At 60.2% G+C, this 3018-nt stretch carries 2 protein-coding genes; one reads left to right on the top strand and one right to left on the bottom strand.

What is annotated here, in order from left to right; translation table 11 throughout:
* The first annotated feature begins 235 nt into the window (after positions 1 to 235).
* Complete coding sequence (locus tag ACW9IR_RS29085; RefSeq protein WP_007914697.1) at positions 236 to 1327, top strand: calcium:proton antiporter; 1092 nt, start codon at positions 236 to 238, stop codon at positions 1325 to 1327.
* A 123-nt stretch (positions 1328 to 1450) separates the two neighbouring features.
* On the opposite strand, the gene ACW9IR_RS29090 is transcribed toward ACW9IR_RS29085, so the two are convergent.
* Positions 1451 to 2809, bottom strand: coding sequence for an 8-oxoguanine deaminase (locus ACW9IR_RS29090; protein ID WP_102901594.1), 1359 nt, complete (start codon positions 2807 to 2809; stop codon positions 1451 to 1453).
* Between the last annotated feature and the right edge of the window lie 209 nt (positions 2810 to 3018).

Consider the following 3018-nt stretch of genomic DNA (forward strand, 5'->3'; position numbering starts at 1 on the left):
CCAACAGGACAACAAACAATCCGAAACCGCGCTGTGACCTTCGCGAGCAAGCTCACTCCCACAGGGGATCGCATTTCAATGTGGGAGCGAGCTTGCTCGCGAAGAGGCCGGCAGGGCCGATAAAAGTGCACGCCTGAAACCAGCTGCCAGCGCTTGGTGCGCTAAGGTGTAACGAAACGTTAGCGCCGCCCCGCAGTCAGTAGCTCATTCGCACTCTTCGGTAAAAGGCCCGTCCATGCTCACCCTCCTCAAGCAAGAAAGTTTTCTGCTCCTGGCCGTCATCGCCGCGTGCGTCGCCTATCCGTTGGAACACTGGATGCTGCACAGCGGCCAGATCGTCGCGCTGACTGCCGGCCTGGTGCTGATCGCCTTCATCGTCGCCGCCTCGATGCGCGTCGCCCATCACGCCGAATTGCTCGCCGAAAAGGTCGGCGACCCTTACGGCACGATGATCCTCACGCTTGCGGCCGTGCTGGTCGAAGTGGTTATTCTGGCAATCATGATGAGCAACGAAGCGTCGCCCACGTTGGTGCGCGACACGATCTATTCGGCAGTGATGCTCGATATCAACGGCATCCTCGGCCTCGCTGCGCTGATGGGCGGGATCAAGCACGGCGAACAGTCGTACAACGACGATTCCGCGCGCAGCTACAGCGTGATGATCCTCACCGCCATGGGCGTGTCGATGGTGGTGCCGGAGTTTATTCCCGAGGCCAACTGGAAGATTTATTCGGCGTTCACCATCGGTGCGATGGTGGTGCTTTACGCGCTGTTTCTGCGCATGCAAGTCGGCCCGCACAGTTACTTTTTCAGCTACAGCTATCCGGACAAACGCCGCAAGAAGGAACCGCAGGACGCGCAGGCGAAAGCACCGAGCATCGGTCTGTCGATTGGCATTCTGGTGTTTGGCATTGTGGTGATCGGCGCATTGGCCGAAGTGATGTCGAAGACCCTCGATCTGGGCCTGGAAGGCACGGGCGCGCCGCCGGTGATCACGGCGATTCTGGTGGCGGCGATCTCGGCGGCACCGGAGATTTTGACCGCGTTGCGTGCAGCGTTGGCCAACCGCATGCAGTCGGTGGTGAACATTGCGATGGGCGCGTCATTGTCGACGGTGATTCTGACCGTGCCAGTGATGGAGGCGATGGCGTTGTACACCGGCCAACCGTTTCAAATGGCGATGACGCCGGTGCAGACGGTGATGATCTTCATCACGCTGATCGTTAGCGCGATCAACCTGAATGATGGCGAGACCAATGCGATTGAAGGCATGACCCACTTCGTGCTGTTTGCGACGTTCATCATGCTGTCCCTGCTTGGTCTCTAAGCCGACCACAAAACAACTGTGGGAGCGAGCTTGCTCGCGAAAGCGGAGTATCAGTCAACTCAAGTATTGACTGACACGACGCCTTCGCGAGCAAGCTCGCTCCCACAGGGGTTAGTGATCGGATCAGGTACCGGCGATCAACTGGCGCGCCGCTTGGCTGTGATCGGCGATCAGGCCTTTCAGATCCAGCCCTTCAACCTGGCCATCGACCACACGCCACTTACCACCAATCATCACCCGATCCGCACGATCCGCGCCGCACAACAACAGCGCCGAAATCGGATCATGGCTGCCGGAGAAGCGCAGCTCATCGAGCTTGAACAACGCCAGATCCGCCTGCTTGCCCACGGCAATCTCACCAATGTCGGTACGGCCCAACAGGCTCGCCGAACCCTTGGTCGCCCAGCCCAGCACGCGTTCCGGGGTGATCTTCTCGGCGCCGTAACGCAGGCGCTGGATGTACAGCGCCTGACGCGCTTCGAGAATCATGTTCGATGCATCGTTGGACGCCGAACCATCGACGCCCAGACCAAACAACGCACCCGCGTCGGTCAGATCGATACTTGGGCAAATGCCGGAAGCCAGGCGCATGTTCGAGCTCGGGCAATGGCAGATACCGGTGCCCGCCTGACCGAGGCGTGCGATTTCATCCGGGTTGAAGTGGATGCCGTGGGCCAGCCAGGTGCGCGGGCCGAGCCAGCCGACGCTGTCGAGATAATCGACGGTGCGCAGGCCGAAACGCTGCAGGCAGAAATCTTCTTCATCGAGGGTTTCGGCCAGATGCGTGTGCAGACGTACGTCGAGTTTGTTCGCCAGTTCGGCGCTGGCCGACATGATTTCCGGGGTTACCGAAAACGGCGAGCACGGCGCCAGGGCGATCTGGATTTGCGCGCCATCGCCACGCTCGTGGTACTCGTGAATCAGGCGCTGACTGTCGTCGAGAATCACCTGACCTTCCTGCACGGTCTGCTGCGGCGGAAGGCCGCCGTCCTTCTCGCCGAGGCTCATCGAACCGCGAGTGAGCATGGCGCGCATGCCCAGTTCGCGGACGCTTTCGACTTGCACGTCGATGGCGTTTTCCAGTCCATCCGGGAACAGGTAGTGATGGTCGGCAGCGGTGGTGCAGCCGGACAGCAGCAATTCGGCCAAAGCGACTTTGCTGGCGAGGGCGAGTTTCTCAGGTGTCAGACGCGCCCACACTGGGTACAGGGTTTTCAGCCACGGGAACAACGGCTGATTGACCACCGGCGCCCAAGCGCGAGTCAGGGTTTGATAGAAGTGATGGTGGGTGTTGATCAGGCCCGGCAGGATCACATGCTCGCGGGCATCGAACACTGCATTGCACGGCGCCGACGGCTGCTGGCCAGCGGCGAGGACTTCGACGATGACACCGTCTTGCACGACAAGACCGCCACGGGCATCAAGCTCGTTGGAAGTGAAAATGGCGAGGGGATTTTTTAACCAGGTACGGGTCGCGGGCATGTTGCCGGCTCCTCTGAAAATGGGGTTCAGGGTTGCCAGCTCAGTGATGCCCTGTCTGCTGATCCAGGGTCGCCGCGGGGGACGAGGTGTGCAGTTTCAAACAAAACGCCGCATCGGGCAAGCCCAACCCGACCATTCACCACGGTCCCTTGTAGGAGTGAGCCTGCTCGCGATAGCGGTGTGTCAGTTGGAAGAATTGTGTCTGAAAC

The organism is Pseudomonas sp. SDT291_1_S447 (assembly GCF_054070155.1).

Coding starts and splice junctions, on each gene's coding strand:
- ACW9IR_RS29090 (WP_102901594.1), bottom strand. CDS start 2,809: ATGCCCGCGACCCGTACCTGGTTAAAAAATCCCCTCGCCATTTTCACT.
- ACW9IR_RS29085 (WP_007914697.1), top strand. CDS start 236: ATGCTCACCCTCCTCAAGCAAGAAAGTTTTCTGCTCCTGGCCGTCATC.